Here is a 16,245-nt window from a genome sequence, read left to right as displayed (position 1 = left end):
GCGAGCTGGCCGTGGTTTCCCAAGTACCCGAGCATATTGAAGCCAGCTCCGCCTGGGTGGTGGAGATTATTGCTTCCCCAGTGGATGCGCTTCATTTCTTCGTTAGCCCGCCAATGACGAGCCAAATGCAGGAGCCAGTAACCACGACGGCTATTGCGAGGAACGATGTAGAAAGGCGTGCTAAACGCTGCACCGGAACTTGCACGAATTTGACCGGTCATCAGCGTCTGGATGGCACGCCGCCAGGCGAGGTCACCGTCATGTCCGGCACCTGTCTGCTTGATCGCCAGCAGCTGTTCCGCCGTAATTGCTTTCCCCAGGCCTGTGCGTTGCAACGCGGGATTGAGTTTGTCGATCATCTGCTCGGACAGGAAATTGATCAGATTATCGATCATCCAGGTGAGGAACACCTCTGCATACGGAAGTTCCGTGAAAATTTGCTTGACGGCGTCGAGATTGACTTGGCTCCAGCCGTATTGGTCGAGGATGAAAACGCTCCGGCCGTTGCGCCGCTGCCGATCCTGGATGTCCTTCAGAATGCCTGGAAGCGCTCGATGAAAATCGTTTCCATGAATCGTGACTCGCGTATCTAATGAGTTCGTCAGTGAGCTGTCCGCTATCAGCTTCCGGAAACGCACATGTCGATCGATTTTGTTCGACCAAATGGACATGAGCGTCAATGACGTAGGGCGTACGGATACCGCGCTGCTTCCGGTCCATAGCAACTAGTGCGCGCGCCTCTTGAAGTGCCTCCAGCAGCACTATCGGAGAGCCACTCACTTGTTCGCCCGATTCCGTGCGATACCGGCCGCCGCCAGCAAAGCCGTCAACAAGAGTGACGCGAATCCCCTCACTGCGCGGGTGCTGCGCAAGAATTCGCAGGTAGTTGATCAAATACGCTCGCAGCACGTCGTGCTTGGCGCGACTATGGTCCTCTATAACGGGCAACGCTCCATCGAGCGACCACTCGTAGCCCCTTTTGCCATGACAGGTCATCCTCCTGATTATCCCCAAGAATGCAGCGTAGCAGGCATTTCATCCCATGTGCGACCGTTCAGAAGACGGCCATTCTTGGACTTTGCACGCCGCATTCCGTCCGCCCCCCAGCCACCCCATTGCTTGAAGAAGAAGGCAACTTTCTGCTTCTTGCACTGGACGCGCACGGATTCGGCCCACTCAGGAGCCATGGGACGTGCCTTAGGCCCTGACTCGCCGCCGACGATGACCCAATGAATGTCCGAGAGATTGAGTGCACCTAAATCCTCTAACAGAGGCTCGATGGACAAAAACCGAATGCGCGCATTGATGCTGCGTAAGTGATCGATTCGAGGCAGTCCATGCTTTCTATTTCAACCGATACTCCTAGCCAAACGTTGTCAGGCACAGCGCGTGCTTTGAAGAAGCGCGCCATTCGAGCAGCGCGCTTGGTCAGCACTTGAAAAGAGTGATGTGGTGTCCGTGCCATGACATCCACGATGCGCTCGATATAGTCATCTGGGACCTTTTCATGGAATAGGTCGGACATGGAATTGACAAAGTAAATCGTGGGCTTCTTGCGGCGCAGTGGCTCCTCAAGGCGTTGAGGCATCAAGGTCAACGCGAAACCGTTCTCGTAGCCCGGTGTGCCCATGGCCTCCAGACGGCGGGCGAGCGTCTCCGCATAACAATGCTTGCAGCCAGCCGATAACTTGGTGCAACCCGTAATCGGATTCCACGTCTGCTCGGTCCATTCGATCTTTGACGTCGTGGCCACAAAAAGTGTCCCTCCTCGAGAACTATGCCCAATTGGCGTCGCAATGCCTGAGACCACAGAATAAACGTCAGCGCTCGCTCGGCCAACGACCCGTTATCCGTTGTTTGCAGAATCAAGCAAGTACACGGCGGGATTATCTGCGACACCTGAGTCTGGTAGTACCCCATCACGCTAGACACCGCACGGTGCTCGGTCATCGCCATGATTGCCTGCAATGGCACCCCTTGGCGGCTCGCCTTGATCGCGAACCCCGAGCGCAGACTATGCCGCCAAAGTTGCCTTCCAGTCCCCAGCTTGGCGCGCCGCTGCACGATCTCGCCCACCGCGGCCGGTGAGAGGCGGGGCCGACGGGCTGCTTCCACAATCGCCGAAAAATCGCTCCCTCGGTGATGCCGGCGGTGACCAACCAAACCTCCAGGCCTGGGCGGCGCGATCCAAGACGGGCTTGTCCGGGGGCGACGTCGCGGTTATGCGGCTTGTTGCGTCGTGCTGTGTTCTAGCCGGTAGATGAATCCTGTGGGCCGATGCGGCGTAGGTCGCGCAGGTCGGCCGCCGCTACCTCGCTGCGTCGCCGGCCGCCACTGGACAAGGCGAAGCAGAGTACGGCGCAGTCGCACAAGCATTCCAGGCTGTCGTCGCAAGTCGCCAGCATCGACTCCAACTCAGCCAAAGTGATCGCCGTCTTCTTGCGCGGTCGCTCGCCGCGCTTGACTTCCGCCGAGCGGCCCGGCTCAGTACCATGCGAATGGCCGACTGCTCGCACGGGTTGATTAGCTGCTTGAGCCGTGCGCCGTCGACAGCAGCGCCACCCGATGACCGACGGTGGCAAGTACCCAAGGGCCCAGCTTAGCCTGAGGCCAGCGGCCACCAAGGACAGGTGACGACAACGGAGCCATGAAGACACCGCGAGAATGAATTCGCAATTTGACATAATATACATTATGCGAATACCTGAAAAGCTTCGCAGGCAATTGACACGCCCCACGCGCATGCTGTACCGCCGACAGAAAGGAAGACCTGATGCCCTCGGCTACATGGCAACTTGAACCCGGAGAACTGATCACCCCTCAGGGTCGACACATACCACTGCGCGAGATCCTGAACTGGGCCATGGCGCGACACGATGGCCGACAGGACATCCAAACCGACAAATGGAGAGGATGGCGGATCGTACAGCAGTACCTCGTTCCACCGGGACGCACGATGGCGGACGGCGGAATCCACATCAACGCGATAAAGTCGCTATTGTTCCACGACGACCAAGAGCAGGTTTTGCGGCATTGGATGAGGCATGAAGAAAGACCCGGCCAGCGATGGCCGGGTCTTCTTCGTTGAATGGTCGAGAGCGTATCCGCAGGGGAAACCCCTGCACCCCAGACCTTCGGTTGCCCGGGCGAAGCGACAAATCGATTTGCAGTCTCGCCCGGGCGACCGAAGGACGCTCAGTCACCGACGACGATACAGCCACCGCTTGACGAGTACCCCCGCGACGACGCAAGCGACAGTACAAATCACCCGATAACCCACGTGACTCCAATTCACTTGGACGCACCAGCGCGCAGCGGAAGCGGCGCCGGGATACCGTCCGGAACGACCCCAGCGACCGCCGTAGCGAGCGCCGGACGCCTCTGGCGTGGAGGGCTTGACGCCATCGCGCGATGCGTGTCGTCCTTACGCCGCTCTGGCTTAAACGGGTCATAAGCCGGGCCGTTCTTCGCTACGTTCAGACAGATATCGAGGGCCAGCGTGTAACGCGTGCCCTGCTCCGTGATGCAGTGGCAATCCGAATCGTCGCCTTTCGCCACGCAATAGACCTGGGATGCGTGGTGACCTGCTGGCCGTCGTACAGCGCGCGCTCCAAGGCTGGCTAGGGATACGCGGCATCTGCTGCTCGACGTACTCACCAGCTGTCTTCGGGGCCTTTGAAACCTGCGCAGACGGCTTGGACGGGGAGACTGCAGGCACGGGCTTGACATCCTCCTTCTTCGTCCCCGTGCCCGCGAGCACTTCGCCGTGGCGAAACACGTAGATGCCAACCCCAACGACCAGAACGAACATGGCGATCGACACGACAGCGGCGATGCGACCCTTCACCTGCGCCCACGGGCGCTTGGCCCGTTTCGTGTGCATCGTGGCCGACTTGTAGAACGGGTAAAGGTGAGCCGGTACTTCCATTCCTTGAACTCACCCAACATGCGCAAGGCGCTGTCCTGCACGTCGTCGTGAGCCTCACGCCATTCGTACCTCAACGCGCTCGCTTTCGTGTGCGCGACAAGATGGATATGGACGTTCACCAGCTTTCGGATGTTCGCGTGTAGAAACGTTGGGTGCTGCGTCATCAACACGATATCGATGCCATCGTGACGATGCGTCTCCATCTCGATGATCGCCTGCGACGGATCGCCACCACGAGACGCGCGCCAATAGCGCTGCGCCTCGTCCACCACGACAAGCGAATCCTTCTCGCAGTGCTTGTGCCACTCAAGGACGCCAGCGTCGTCGAGAGGAAGCACGCCCGGATAGCACTGCCCGTCGATGTTCGCCGAGTAGATCAGACGCCCTGCCTTCTCCTTGCCCCACTGCTCGATCAACTCCATCGCGGCGAGGGTCTTGCCGGAACCGGGGTGCCCGTTAACAGGTAAATCATGACTTGGGTCCTATCGCTTGAGAATCATTCGACTACCCGCCGCCGAGGCGAACGCCGACAAAATAATCGTGATTGACCGATCAACGTTGAGGTATGCCATCCACGCAACGGTGTCCGCCGACAACCCGCGAAAGCCGACTGAATCGCCGACAACGCGGGCTCTACGATAAATTTCTGCGACCCGAACTGGATGCCGAGGAACAGCAACGCAGTGAGCAACCACTGCCCTGCCCTCGTGAAGAAAAGTCGCGACAACGCTGCGCCGCACACTTCAATCAACGGGATAAGAAACGCAGGCACCGTCAGCTCCCCTTAACCGATTTGCCGATGATCACAGCGGCAACGATGTATGCCGCGACCAATGCCCACGCGGCCAGCAATGCTGCCGTGTCGCAAATGCCCGGGCCACCCATAAGATCGTGATCGAGAAACATGACGGGCTTTACAGGGCACGGCCGCGCCCCCCCAGCCAGCCCGCATCGTTAAGCTGCACGGGAGCATCGTCGCCGTTGTCGATCAAACTCGACACATCCGGGTCGCCGCCCTCCTTCCCGCTGTCCTTATTGCCCCCTTGGATCTCTGCCTGAATTCCAAGCGACTGGCACCGCTGACGCTGAGCCTCTACCGCCATCGTGGCAAGCAACGGGTCGCCAGCGGTAGCAGGACTCGCGCCGCACGCAGCTTCCGTATATGCGTCGTCGCACAGCTTGCCCGCCGTGCAATCACCATCACCGTCACCGTCGCCGTCACCGCCACCGGTCCCGTTACCCGGCGTAGTCGTTCCACCACCGGGCGTGGTTGAACCGCCGTTGCCGCCTGTCCCCGTCGTGGTTCCCTGATACGTCCCGGTCGTGATCGTGATGCCACCGCCAACACCGGAGCCGGAAAAGGAGCCGCTACCCGTCTGCTGCTGCTGAGGGTCGGACACAGGAGGGTTAGGCGGCGTAGGCGGCGGCTGGCCGGCGTCGCCTGCGCAGGAAGCCGCAGAACCGTTGACAGCGCAGCCGGACGGCTGCTGAGGGGGTGCACCACCACCCGGATCGGTCGGCCGCTCACGCACGTTTGCGCGCCCGAACTGCTGACCGAGCAGAACTGATTCGAATTGGGGTCGTAACAGGAACCGCCGCTGCACACCTGAGCGGAGAAGACGCCGGAGGCGGGGGCGTACTGTCGCTAGAACAGCTATTTCCGGTAGGCGAAAACGTGCCGAGCGAGCGACCGATGCCGCTTCCGGGAACACTGACCGTAATAGTGCCGGGCTGCTGGGTGAAAACGAACTCGCAAGAGTCGGCGCATACCGTCGAACCCTGCGAATAGCCGGAATCCCAGACGCTACCGCTAGGCGACGCGTGCGACGCGCACTGATTGGCGGGCGGAACCACTGGGCAACTAACGCGACCTACCACATACGACGCGTCGACCCAAGCATCGTTGTTGTCTTTCTGCTGATACTTAAGATCCACTTCGACGGACGTCGAGTTAATCCGCCTCGTGACGCACTGCACGTTACGGTAGGCACTGTTACCGTTCATTTCCGCTGCGTTAGCGCGCACGCCGACTGGTAACTCTGCAAACTAGGACACGTCGGCGACCAATCGTCTGCGGATACAGACGCAGAGAACAGCGCTAACAAACACCCCGCAATCGTCAGCGCGTAACCGCTGCGCCGAACATAATCCACGCGGCCAAAATAATGTATCCCGTCATACGGGAGCACCTCGTTTGAGAGGAGAAGGGGGCGGCGACGGGGTTCAGCAAGCTGGACCCGCGTGCCGACGCCGCCCCTCCTGACTGAAAGGCGGGCCACCGCGCGCAGGAAGGCAAGAATGGCCCGCATGGATCACGCGCCCCGGCGCGGCAGCTTCGACGACTTGATGCCGATGTAGCCGGACGTGAACGCGACCGAGATGGTGACCGCGACCACAACGCAGCAGCGATCTTGGCGACATCGGCGGTGGGATCGTACGCGTCGCCGTCGGCGGCATACGCGCTACCCCCGATGCGACCATCAGGAACGCGGTGGCAGCGAGCATGCGAACGCGGGGGTTCTTGGCGAGACGATTCTTCGTGGTCTTGACGAGCTTGAGCATGGTTTTCTCCTGAAATGGGCGCCGGAATGGCGTCCCCTGATCGATCACATTCCGCGCCTGGGCAACTTAGAGACAGCGATGGCAACGAGACCTGAAAAGATCGCGATACCAAGGGTCTGTCCCGCTTCCGACGACATCGGCGGGATTAACGTCGGCGGAGGCATCCACGCGGTCTGCGTGCATGTGGAGGTCGCTGCGTCGAACTGGACGCAGGTCAGGTACATCCCTGCGCCCACGTCCATCACGCAGCCTGCGAACGTGCAACCGGCTTAGCCGGGACGAAATCGGGAAAGATCACGAGGCGACCATCGACGATCTTCGGCTCGCTCGCCTCGATGGTGTAGTCACCCGGCTCGCGAGCGAACGAGGCCTTCGACGGGTCGAAATACACCTCAAACTTCTCGTAACCGCCGTCGGCGTCAACGAGCCGGGCGCTCTGGAAACCGTGATTTTTGCCCTGCTGTTTCTTATTCGGGACGAGCTTGATCTCGGCGGTGAAACGAACGATACGCTTGGACATAACTGACTCTCCTACGACGTTTGGACGTCTACTTGACTTGGCCGGAAGTGGCCGGTTTTCCGGTCCGAGACCGGGCTAAAACGGTGCTGCGAACGGATGCGCGTCGAGCGCGACGGCTCGACCGAATGGGTTTTCGCCGACCCACTTGGGAGGGCGTCGCGGGTGAGGAACGAGGAAACGAGGTCGCCGAGATCCGTGGTGTCGTCCGCGATGCAGGCGAGGTAGTTCAGCAAGCCGCCGTACTGGCGCTTGCAATGCCGCATCGCGTTTTGAAGGTTCGCCTTGGCGCGGACAACGCTGGACTTGATGCGGCACATCACAGCGCTGACCCACGAGAGCGCCGGGTAGCGGCCGACCAGAAACAGAGCGGGTTCGACCAACACGTCGAGCGGAATTTCATAGCCCTTGCGGTGATAGAAACGACCTTCCCAGCGGACCCACTCAGCGTATTCCTCACGTCGCGGTAGCCCTGCTCCCTACCCTTCTCGTACACCACCAATTGGCTGCGACCGGTGGGCTTGCCGATGTACATCGTCATGCCACTACCGTCGTTCCAGCCCTGTACATTGGACGCAGGAGGGCGACCGCCGTCACGAATTCGCCCAGGTCGTACAACTCCTTGGCAAGCTCGAGACCACGCTCACCCTTGTAATCATCGTGAGCGACATCGACCCGCGTGATCTTGGCGGCGATGGTGTCGAGCATTTCACGGACTTGTGACCACGCCACGTCGTGGTCAAGCCCGCTTCAACGAGGGCGCATGCTGCGCCCGTCATCTCCACGGACACCGTTCCGCGCTGATTTTCGCCACCCCAACAGACGTCGCGCAAGCACTGCCGTCAGGCGTGAGAAGAACCACGTGATGCGCGTAGCCGCGACGGCCGCCCTTCATGCGGGCTCAACGTGGATACCGGACTTCGGTGCCAAGGTACGAACGAACCGCTCGGCGGACCAGATCATCGCATCGCCTTCGGTCTCTGACCCGAAGACGTAACCGGCGCCTGCGCTGAAACGAAGGAAGTCGATATTGGCAGCTACCTGCGAACGCTTCGTAGGGAGCGCCTTCTTCGCGTTCAGGTACTTTGATCCCCTGTTAGCCGACGGGATCACCGGCGCTTCGCGCCGGATCACAGGTGGTCCCCGAAAAGCACGAGCAGCACGCCACCGACGACGTACGTGAAAAACACGCAGACCTTGACCACACCGCGAGCGTTCACAGGCCAGCCTCCAGCAACTCACGCTCGCGAGGGACGAGGTGGGCGTAGGGCCCCTGCCCCACAGCGCTATACGCGCCTCACGAACACGGCGACGGTCGTACGACGAGAGGCCGGGGTACGTCGAGTGAGGATCGACAGGCACGGATGACATGCCACCCGGTAGCAAACCATGCTTCGTGATGGACTCGACCGGCCCGGGAATAACGACCGGTCGAGACGTGTAGTAGTGGCCGGTTAGGCTCGAAAGCCTCTGGAAGTCCGCGTAAGCGCATATCAGGCCTCGTCGCCGGTTTCGTACGGCATGCCGCGATGCCCGCAAGCGGGGCACTCCGTGTCACTCCACTCAAACTGCTCGCGCTCGATATCCGCGCCGCAGTCCGTGCATTCGATATGACGGTGCTTCTTCTCCAGCTTGTCGAAGAAGTTTTCAGTGTCCCACTCACGCTGGCGTTTCTCGTCCCACGGTTCGTTAGGCTCGACGTCATCGGTCTCACCGGCAGCGCCGACGTAGCCGCATTCGTCGCACTCGACTTCGCCAAACGGCTCGTCCGGCTCGACCTGGGCGCCGCACTTCTGGCAGTACGCCGCCATACCCTTCGAATCGAGATAGTCCGCATAGGTGCCAACGCCTGAGCCGTGGCGCGGGACCTTCGAAGAGATGATCGAGATGAGGCCCGACGTCCACGCAACCGAAACGACGACGGCGGTGACAGCCGCGGCGGCGATCAGCCTGACGCCAGTGGTCGAAAGAGCCTGCAATGCGTCCCCATCGACGATCACAGCCAGCCCTCGGCGACCAGCTGAGCGCGGTGATCGGCGTATGCGCGCCACGCGACGAACGCCCGGGCACATGAGACGGTGAACAGGAAAATCCCGGCCGAAAGGACGAAGGCAAGCATGACGGGCCCTCCCCTCACGACTTGGCGATGCGGAACGCGGCCAGCGCAGTGCGCTCGGCGGCTTCGGCATGGATGGAGGCGCACTCGAAGTCCTGCGCGTCCAGCGAAACCAGCTCCATGCGGAGGGCGGTTTCACAGTCCTCGGCGAGCGAAACGATGCACTCGCGGGCGAAGTTGTCGATCATGGCTGGCCCCTGAACGGGTAACACGTCCCGTTATGGGTCGGCACGTTACACTGCCCGTGTTACCTACGTCAACACAGGGTGTTTTATGTCCGCCACGCACGATCTCATGGACAGGGTTAAGGAGCGCCGGGGCCTTACGTCTGACTCGGCGCTAGCACGCTTGCTCGGTGCAACACAAGCGACGGTGAGCACTGGCGTCAGGGAACGCGGCATCCCCAGCCGCACTACATCGAAAGATGTCTAACGCTCTCGGCGAAAGGGCAATCGTATGGGCACTGCGCATCCAAGCAGAACGAGACGCCAAGGTAGACCCCACGAACTCAAAGGTGTGGCTTCGATGGGCTGACGAGATCGGGAAATCGGCAGCGGCCATCCTCCTAGTATTCGGTTTAGCCGTCTATACGCCTAAAGCGTCTGCATTTAGCGGTGAAACACCTGTTTTACAGAACGTTGGCCTATATACATTATGCGAATACCTGAAAAAGCTTCGCAGGCAATTGACACGCCCACGCGCATGCTGTACCGCCGACAGAAAGGAAGACCTGATGCCCTCGGCTACATGGCAACTTGAACCCGGAGAACTGATCACCCTCAGGGTCGACACATACCACTGCGCGAGATCCTGAACTGGGCCATGGCGCGACACGATGGCCGACAGGACATCCAAACCGACAAATGGAGAGGATGGCGGATCGTACAGCAGTACCTCGTTCCACCGGGACGCACGATGGCGGACGGCGGAATCCACATCAACGCGATAAAGTCGCTATTGTTCCACGACGACCAAGAGCAGGTTTTGCGGGCATTGGATGAGGCATGAAGAAAGACCCGGCCAGCGATGGCCGGGTCTTCTTCGTTGAATGGTCGAGAGCGTATCCGCAGGGGAAACCCCTGCACCCCAGACCTTCGGTTGCCCGGGCGAAGCGACAAATCGATTTGCAGTCTCGCCCGGGCGACCGAAGGACGCTCAGTCACCGACGACGATACAGCCACCGCTTGACGAGTACCCCCGCGACGACGCAAGCGACAGTACAAATCACCCGATAACCCACGTGACTCCAATTCACTTGGACGCACCAGCGCGCAGCGGAAGCGGCGCCGGGATACCGTCCGGAACGACCCCAGCGACCGCCGTAGCGAGCGCCGGAGACGCCTCTGGCGTGGAGGGCTTGACGCCATCGCGCGATGGCGTGTCGTCCTTACGCCGCTCTGGCTTAAACGGGTCATAAGCCGGGCCGTTCTTCGCTACGTTCAGACAGATATCGAGGGCCAGCGTGTAACGCGTGCCCTGCTCCGTGATGCAGTGGCAATCCGAATCGTCGCCTTTCGCCACGCAATAGACCTGGGATGCGTGGTGACCTGCTGGCCGTCGTACAGCGGCGCGCTCCAAGGCTGGCTAGGGATACGCGGCATCTGCTGCTCGACGTACTCACCAGCTGTCTTCGGGGCCTTTGAAACCTGCGCAGACGGCTTGGACGGGGAGACTGCAGGCACGGGCTTGACATCCTCCTTCTTCGTCCCGTGCCCGCGAGCACTTCGCCGTGGCGAAACACGTAGATGCCAACCCAACGACCAGAACGAACATGGCGATCGACACGACAGCGGCGATGCGACCCTTCACCTGCGCCCACGGGCGCTTGGCCGTTTCGTGTGCATCGTGGCCGACTTGTAGAACGGGTAAAGGTGAGCCGGGTACTTCCATTCCTTGAACTCACCCAACATGCGCAAGGCGCTGTCCTGCACGTCGTCGTGAGCCTCACGCCATTCGTACCTCAACGCGCTCGCTTTCGTGTGCGCGACAAGATGGATATGGACGTTCACCAGCTTTCGGATGTTCGCGTGTAGAAACGTTGGGTGCTGCGTCATCAACACGATATCGATGCCATCGTGACGATGCGTCTCCATCTCGATGATCGCCTGCGACGGATCGCCACCACGAGACGCGCGCCAATAGCGCTGCGCCTCGTCCACCACGACAAGCGAATCCTTCTCGCAGTGCTTGTGCCACTCAAGGACGCCAGCGTCGTCGAGAGGAAGCACGCCCGGATAGCACTGCCCGTCGATGTTCGCCGAGTAGATCAGACGCCCTGCCTTCTCCTTGCCCCACTGCTCGATCAACTCCATCGCGGCGAGGGTCTTGCCGGAACCGGGTGTGCCCGTTAACAGGTAAATCATGACTTGGGTCCTATCCGCTTGAGAATCATTCGACTACCCGCCGCCGAGGCGAACGCCGACAAAATAATCGTGATTGACCGATCAACGTTGAGGTATGCCATCCACGCAACGGTGTCCGCCGACAACCCGCCGAAAGCCGACTGAATCGCCGACAACGCGGGCTCTACGATAAATTTCTGCGACCCGAACTGGATGCCGAGGAACAGCAACGCAGTGAGCAACCACTGCCCTGCCCTCGTGAAGAAAAGTCGCGACAACGCTGCGCCGCACACTTCAATCAACGGGATAAGAAACGCAGGCACCGTCAGCTCCCCTTAACCGATTTGCCGATGATCACAGCGGCAACGATGTATGCCGCGACCAATGCCCACGCGGCCAGCAATGCTGCCGTGTCGCAAATGCCCGGGCCACCCATAAGATCGTGATCGAGAAACATGACGGGCTTTACAGGGCACGAACCGCGCCCACCCAGCCAGCCCGCATCGTTAAGCTGCACGGGAGCATCATCGTCGCCGTTGTCGATCAAACTCGACACATCCGGGTCGCCGCCCTCCTTCCCGCTGTCCTTATTGCCCCTTGGATCTCTGCCTGAATTCCAAGCGACTGGCACCGCTGACGCTGAGCCTCTACCGCCATCGTGGCAAGCAACGGGTCGCAGCGGTAGCAGGACTCGCGCCGCACGCAGCTTCCGTATATGCGTCGTCGCACAGCTTGCCCGCCGTGCAATCACCATCACCGTCACCGTCGCCGTCACCGCCACCGGTCCCGTTACCCGGCGTAGTCGTTCCACCACCGGGCGTGGTTGAACCGCCGTTGCCGCCTGTCCCCGTCGTGGTTCCCTGATACGTCCCGGTCGTGATCGTGATGCCACCGCCAACACCGGAGCCGGAAAAGGAGCCGCTACCCGTCTGCTGCTGCTGAGGGTCGGACACAGGAGGGTTAGGCGGCGTAGGCGGCGGCTGGCCGGCGTCGCCTGCGCAGGAAGCCGCAGAACCGTTGACAGCGCAGCCGGACGGCTGCTGAGGGGGTGCACCACCACCCGGATCGGTCGGGCCGCTCACGCACGTTTGCGCGCCCGAACTGCTGACCGAGCAGAACTGATTCGAATTGGGGTCGTAACAGGAACCGCCGCTGCACACCTGAGGCGGAGAAGACGCCGGAGGCGGGGGCGTACTGTCGCTAGAACAGCTATTTCCGGTAGGCGAAAACGTGCCGAGCGAGCGACCGATGCCGCTTCCGGGAACACTGACCGTAATAGTGCCGGGCTGCTGGGTGAAAACGAACTCGCAAGAGTCGGCGCATACCGTCGAACCCTGCGAATAGCCGGAATCCCAGACGCTACCGCTAGGCGACGCGTGCGACGCGCACTGATTGGCGGGCGGAACCACTGGGCAACTAACGCGACCTACCACATACGACGCGTCGACCCAAGCATCGTTGTTGTCTTTCTGCTGATACTTAAGATCCACTTCGACGGACGTCGAGTTAATCCGCCTCGTGACGCACTGCACGTTACGGTAGGCACTGTTACCGTTCATTTCCGCTGCGTTAGACGCGCACGCCGACTGGTAACTCTGCAAACTAGGACACGTCGGCGACCAATCGTCTGCGGATACAGACGCAGAGAACAGCGCTAACAAACACCCCGCAATCGTCAGCGCGTAACCGCTGCGCCGAACATAATCCACGCGGCCAAAATAATGTATCCCGTCATACGGGAGCACCTCGTTTGAGAGGGAGGAAGGGGCGGCGGCGACGGGGTCCAGCAAGCTGGACACCCGCGTGCCGACGCCGCCCCTCCTGACTGAAAGGCGGGCCACCGCGCGCAGGAAGGCAAGAATGGCCCGCATGGATCACGCGCCCCGGCGCGGCAGCTTCGACGACTTGATGCCGATGTAGCCGGACGTGAACGCGACCGAGATGGTGACCGCGACCACAACCGCAGCAGCGATCTTGGCGACATCGGCGGTGGGATCGTACGCGTCGCCGTCGGCGGCATACGCGCTACCCACCGATGCGACCATCAGGAACGCGGTGGCAGCGAGCATGCGAACGCGGGGGTTCTTGGCGAGACGATTCTTCGTGGTCTTGACGAGCTTGAGCATGGTTTTCTCCTGAAATGGGCGCCGGAATGGCGTCCCCTGATCGATCACATTCCGCGCCTGGGCAACTTAGAGACAGCGATGGCAACGAGACCTGAAAAGATCGCGATACCAAGGGTCTGTCCCGCTTCCGACGACATCGGCGGGATTAACGTCGGCGGAGGCATCCACGCGGTCTGCGTGCATGTGGAGGTCGCTGCGTCGAACTGGACGCAGGTCAGGTACATCCCTGCGCCCACGTCCATCACGCAGCCTGCGAACGTGCAACCGGCTTAGCCGGGACGAAATCGGGAAAGATCACGAGGCGACCATCGACGATCTTCGGCTCGCTCGCCTCGATGGTGTAGTCACCCGGCTCGCGAGCGAACGAGGCCTTCGACGGGTCGAAATACACCTCAAACTTCTCGTAACCGCCGTCGGCGTCAACGAGCCGGGCGCTCTGGAAACCGTGATTTTTGCCCTGCTGTTTCTTATTCGGGACGAGCTTGATCTCGGCGGTGAAACGAACGATACGCTTGGACATAACTGACTCTCCTACGACGTTTGGACGTCTACTTGACTTGGCCGGAAGTGGCCGGTTTTCCGGTCCGAGACCGGGCTAAAACGGTGCTGCGAACGGATGCGCGTCGAGCGCGACGGCTCGACCGAATGGGTTTTCGCCGACCCACTTGGGAGTGGCGTCGCGGGTGAGGAACGAGGAAACGAGGTCGCCGAGATCCGTGGTGTCGTCCGCGATGCAGGCGAGGTAGTTCAGCAAGCCGCCGTACTGGCGCTTGCAATGCCGCATCGCGTTTTGAAGGTTCGCCTTGGCGCGGACAACGCTGGACTTGATGCGGCACATCACAGCGCTGACCCACGAGAGCGCCGGGTAGCGGCCGACCAGAAACAGAGCGGGTTCGACCAACACGTCGAGCGGAATTTCATAGCCCTTGCGGTGATAGAAACGACCTTCCCAGCGGACCCACTCAGCGTATTCCTCACCGTCGCGGTAGCCCTGCTCCCTACCCTTCTCGTACACCACCAATTGGCTGCGACCGGTGGGCTTGCCGATGTACATCGTCATGCCACTACCGTCGTTCCAGCCCTGTACATTGGACGCAGGAGGGCGACCGCCCGTCACGAATTCGCCCAGGTCGTACAACTCCTTGGCAAGCTCGAGACCACGCTCACCCTTGTAATCATCGTGAGCGACATCGACCCGCGTGATCTTGGCGGCGATGGTGTCGAGCATTTCACGGACTTGTGACCACGCCACGTCGTGGTCAAAGCCCGCTTCAACGAGGGCGCATGCTGCGCCCGTCATCTCCACGGACACCGTTCCGCGCTGATTTTCGCCACCCCAACAGACGTCGCCGCAAGCACTGCCGTCAGGCGTGAGAAGAACCACGTGATGCGCGTAGCCGCGACGGCCGCCCTTCATGGCGGGCTCAACGTGGATACCGGACTTCGGTGCCAAGGTACGAACGAACCGCTCGGCGGACCAGATCATCGCATCGCCTTCGGTCTCTGACCCGAAGACGTAACCGGCGCCTGCGCTGAAACGAAGGAAGTCGATATTGGCAGCTACCTGCGAACGCTTCGTAGGGAGCGCCTTCTTCGCGTTCAGGTACTTTGATCCCCTGTTAGCCGACGGGATCACCGGCGCTTCGCGCCGGATCACAGGTGGTCCCCGAAAAGCACGAGCAGCACGCCACCGACGACGTACGTGAAAAACACGCAGACCTTGACCACACCGCGAGCGTTCACAGGCCAGCCTCCAGCAACTCACGCTCGCGAGGGACGAGGTGGGCGTAGGGCCCCCTGCCCCACAGCGCTATACGCGCCTCACGAACACGGCGACGGTCGTACGACGAGAGGCCGGGGTACGTCGAGTGAGGATCGACAGGCACGGATGACATGCCACCCGGTAGCAAACCATGCTTCGTGATGGACTCGACCGGCCCGGGAATAACGACCGGTCGAGACGTGTAGTAGTGGTGCCGGTTAGGCTCGAAAGCCTCTGGAAGTCCGCGTAAGCGCATATCAGGCCTCGTCGCCGGTTTCGTACGGCATGCCGCGATGCCCGCAAGCGGGGCACTCCGTGTCACTCCACTCAAACTGCTCGCGCTCGATATCCGCGCCGCAGTCCGTGCATTCGATATGACGGTGCTTCTTCTCCAGCTTGTCGAAGAAGTTTTCAGTGTCCCACTCACGCTGGCGTTTCTCGTCCCACGGTTCGTTAGGCTCGACGTCATCGGTCTCACCGGCAGCGCCGACGTAGCCGCATTCGTCGCACTCGACTTCGCCAAACGGCTCGTCCGGCTCGACCTGGGCGCCGCACTTCTGGCAGTACGCCGCCATACCCTTCGAATCGAGATAGTCCGCATAGGTGCCAACGCCTGAGCCGTGGCGCGGGACCTTCGAAGAGATGATCGAGATGAGGCCCGACGTCCACGCAACCGAAACGACGACGGCGGTGACAGCCGCGGCGGCGATCAGCCTGACGCCAGTGGTCGAAAGAGCCTGCAATGCGTCCCCATCGACGATCACAGCCAGCCCTCGGCGACCAGCTGAGCGCGGTGATCGGCGTATGCGCGCCACGCGACGAACGCCCGGGCACATGAGACGGTGAACAGGAAAATCCCGGCCGAAAGGACGAAGGCAAGCATGACGGGCCC

Annotated in this window: 21 protein-coding genes and 2 pseudogenes; all 23 read right to left on the bottom strand. The window is 61.1% G+C overall.

Features of this window, described 5'->3' with window-relative positions; translation table 11 throughout:
* Positions 1-638: three-Cys-motif partner protein TcmP (gene tcmP, locus FA85_RS22070; RefSeq protein ID WP_197056623.1), on the bottom strand; the 638-nt coding region annotated here is incomplete at its 3' end.
* Positions 639-681: 43 nt separating this feature from the next.
* A pseudogene (tcmP, locus tag FA85_RS22820) lies at positions 682-996 on the bottom strand (three-Cys-motif partner protein TcmP); the annotation flags it as partial.
* Positions 997-1,264: 268 nt separating this feature from the next.
* Positions 1,265-1,753 carry a DUF5131 family protein gene (locus FA85_RS20630; protein ID WP_197056621.1) on the bottom strand — a complete coding sequence of 163 codons (489 nt, stop codon included), beginning with the start codon at positions 1,751-1,753 and terminating at the stop codon, positions 1,265-1,267.
* A 206-nt stretch (positions 1,754-1,959) separates the two neighbouring features.
* Positions 1,960-2,064 (bottom strand): annotated as a pseudogene (locus FA85_RS22815) (hypothetical protein); the annotation flags it as partial.
* A 1,227-nt stretch (positions 2,065-3,291) separates the two neighbouring features.
* Positions 3,292-3,558, bottom strand: coding sequence for a hypothetical protein (locus tag FA85_RS20620; protein WP_036129318.1), 267 nt, complete (start codon positions 3,556-3,558; stop codon positions 3,292-3,294).
* A 285-nt stretch (positions 3,559-3,843) separates the two neighbouring features.
* On the bottom strand, positions 3,844-4,350 hold the full coding sequence (locus FA85_RS20615; protein WP_036129317.1) for a zonular occludens toxin domain-containing protein: 507 nt from the start codon (positions 4,348-4,350) through the stop codon (positions 3,844-3,846).
* A 492-nt stretch (positions 4,351-4,842) separates the two neighbouring features.
* A complete protein-coding gene (locus FA85_RS22065; RefSeq protein WP_156110302.1) occupies positions 4,843-5,328 on the bottom strand; it encodes a hypothetical protein in 486 nt (161 codons plus the stop codon).
* 1,403 nt (positions 5,329-6,731) lie between these two features.
* Positions 6,732-7,010 (bottom strand): hypothetical protein, encoded by a 279-nt coding sequence (locus FA85_RS20600; RefSeq protein ID WP_036113297.1) that lies wholly within the window; start codon positions 7,008-7,010, stop codon positions 6,732-6,734.
* A gap of 11 nt (positions 7,011-7,021) precedes the next feature.
* Positions 7,022-7,393, bottom strand: coding sequence for a hypothetical protein (locus FA85_RS21260; RefSeq protein ID WP_051974368.1), 372 nt, complete (start codon positions 7,391-7,393; stop codon positions 7,022-7,024).
* 151 nt (positions 7,394-7,544) lie between these two features.
* On the bottom strand, positions 7,545-7,715 hold the full coding sequence (locus FA85_RS22060) for a hypothetical protein (RefSeq protein ID WP_156110301.1): 171 nt from the start codon (positions 7,713-7,715) through the stop codon (positions 7,545-7,547).
* A gap of 183 nt (positions 7,716-7,898) precedes the next feature.
* The gene (locus FA85_RS20590) at positions 7,899-8,141 is read right to left on the bottom strand and encodes a hypothetical protein (RefSeq protein ID WP_036129313.1); all 243 of its coding nucleotides are present in this window, start codon (positions 8,139-8,141) and stop codon (positions 7,899-7,901) included.
* Positions 8,142-8,500: 359 nt separating this feature from the next.
* Positions 8,501-9,007 (bottom strand): TFIIB-type zinc ribbon-containing protein, encoded by a 507-nt coding sequence (locus tag FA85_RS20585; protein WP_036113300.1) that lies wholly within the window; start codon positions 9,005-9,007, stop codon positions 8,501-8,503.
* The gene (locus FA85_RS22605; RefSeq protein ID WP_255349718.1) at positions 9,004-9,126 is read right to left on the bottom strand and encodes a hypothetical protein; all 123 of its coding nucleotides are present in this window, start codon (positions 9,124-9,126) and stop codon (positions 9,004-9,006) included. The genes FA85_RS20585 and FA85_RS22605 overlap by 4 nt, the downstream gene beginning before the upstream one ends.
* Before the next feature lie 14 nt (positions 9,127-9,140).
* Positions 9,141-9,311 carry a hypothetical protein gene (locus tag FA85_RS22055; RefSeq protein WP_156108733.1) on the bottom strand — a complete coding sequence of 57 codons (171 nt, stop codon included), beginning with the start codon at positions 9,309-9,311 and terminating at the stop codon, positions 9,141-9,143.
* 1,063 nt (positions 9,312-10,374) lie between these two features.
* Complete coding sequence (locus FA85_RS20575; RefSeq protein WP_036129309.1) at positions 10,375-10,644, bottom strand: hypothetical protein; 270 nt, start codon at positions 10,642-10,644, stop codon at positions 10,375-10,377.
* A 284-nt stretch (positions 10,645-10,928) separates the two neighbouring features.
* Positions 10,929-11,486, bottom strand: a complete 558-nt coding sequence (locus FA85_RS20570; RefSeq protein ID WP_036129307.1) for a zonular occludens toxin domain-containing protein — start codon at positions 11,484-11,486, stop codon at positions 10,929-10,931.
* On the bottom strand, positions 11,483-11,788 hold the full coding sequence (locus FA85_RS20565) for a DUF2523 family protein (RefSeq protein ID WP_051943664.1): 306 nt from the start codon (positions 11,786-11,788) through the stop codon (positions 11,483-11,485). Before FA85_RS20565 ends, FA85_RS20570 begins: the two co-directional genes overlap by 4 nt.
* A gap of 2 nt (positions 11,789-11,790) precedes the next feature.
* The gene (locus FA85_RS20560; protein WP_036129305.1) at positions 11,791-12,012 is read right to left on the bottom strand and encodes a hypothetical protein; all 222 of its coding nucleotides are present in this window, start codon (positions 12,010-12,012) and stop codon (positions 11,791-11,793) included.
* 1,327 nt (positions 12,013-13,339) lie between these two features.
* Positions 13,340-13,591, bottom strand: coding sequence for a hypothetical protein (locus tag FA85_RS20555; RefSeq protein WP_036113293.1), 252 nt, complete (start codon positions 13,589-13,591; stop codon positions 13,340-13,342).
* Between the two features lie 241 nt (positions 13,592-13,832).
* On the bottom strand, positions 13,833-14,111 hold the full coding sequence (locus FA85_RS20545) for a hypothetical protein (protein ID WP_036113297.1): 279 nt from the start codon (positions 14,109-14,111) through the stop codon (positions 13,833-13,835).
* Positions 14,112-14,186: 75 nt separating this feature from the next.
* Positions 14,187-15,248, bottom strand: coding sequence for a replication initiation factor domain-containing protein (locus tag FA85_RS21255; protein WP_051943666.1), 1,062 nt, complete (start codon positions 15,246-15,248; stop codon positions 14,187-14,189).
* A 362-nt stretch (positions 15,249-15,610) separates the two neighbouring features.
* Complete coding sequence (locus FA85_RS20535) at positions 15,611-16,117, bottom strand: TFIIB-type zinc ribbon-containing protein (RefSeq protein ID WP_036113300.1); 507 nt, start codon at positions 16,115-16,117, stop codon at positions 15,611-15,613.
* Entirely contained in the window at positions 16,114-16,236 is a 123-nt protein-coding gene (locus FA85_RS22600; RefSeq protein ID WP_255349718.1) for a hypothetical protein, read from the bottom strand. The genes FA85_RS20535 and FA85_RS22600 overlap by 4 nt, the downstream gene beginning before the upstream one ends.
* Between the last annotated feature and the right edge of the window lie 9 nt (positions 16,237-16,245).

This window comes from Luteibacter mycovicinus (assembly GCF_000745235.1).
In the GTDB taxonomy this organism is placed as follows: Bacteria; Pseudomonadota; Gammaproteobacteria; order Xanthomonadales; family Rhodanobacteraceae; genus Luteibacter; species Luteibacter mycovicinus.
The sequence above is the reverse complement of the archived record's forward strand: the minus strand, read 5'-3'. Positions and strand labels throughout refer to the sequence as shown.